Genomic DNA, 245 nt, shown 5'->3' on the forward strand with positions numbered 1-245 from the left:
TACTTGAGCTGGCTTGCCGATAGTGGCAAAGACGAATGTCGAGATGACAATAAAACCAATAATAAAATAGCGCTTATGGGTCTCGATAAAGGGATGAAAATTGGTCATAAAAGATACGGAAGTATACGCAGCGCCAATAACAGAGGTCACTGAGGCCGCCCAAATCACCATACCAAAAACAACTTTACCAGTATTGCCTAGGATATACTGAAAAGGCGACATTGCTGGATTTGAGGGGTCTAACG

1 pseudogene is annotated in these 245 nt (G+C 42.9%); it reads right to left on the bottom strand.

What is annotated here, in order from left to right:
- Positions 1–245, bottom strand: a pseudogene (locus AAEY98_RS22585) (hypothetical protein); the annotation flags it as partial.

The organism is Shewanella sp. AC91-MNA-CIBAN-0169, assembly GCF_040310165.1.
Taxonomy (GTDB): domain Bacteria; phylum Pseudomonadota; class Gammaproteobacteria; order Enterobacterales; family Shewanellaceae; genus Shewanella.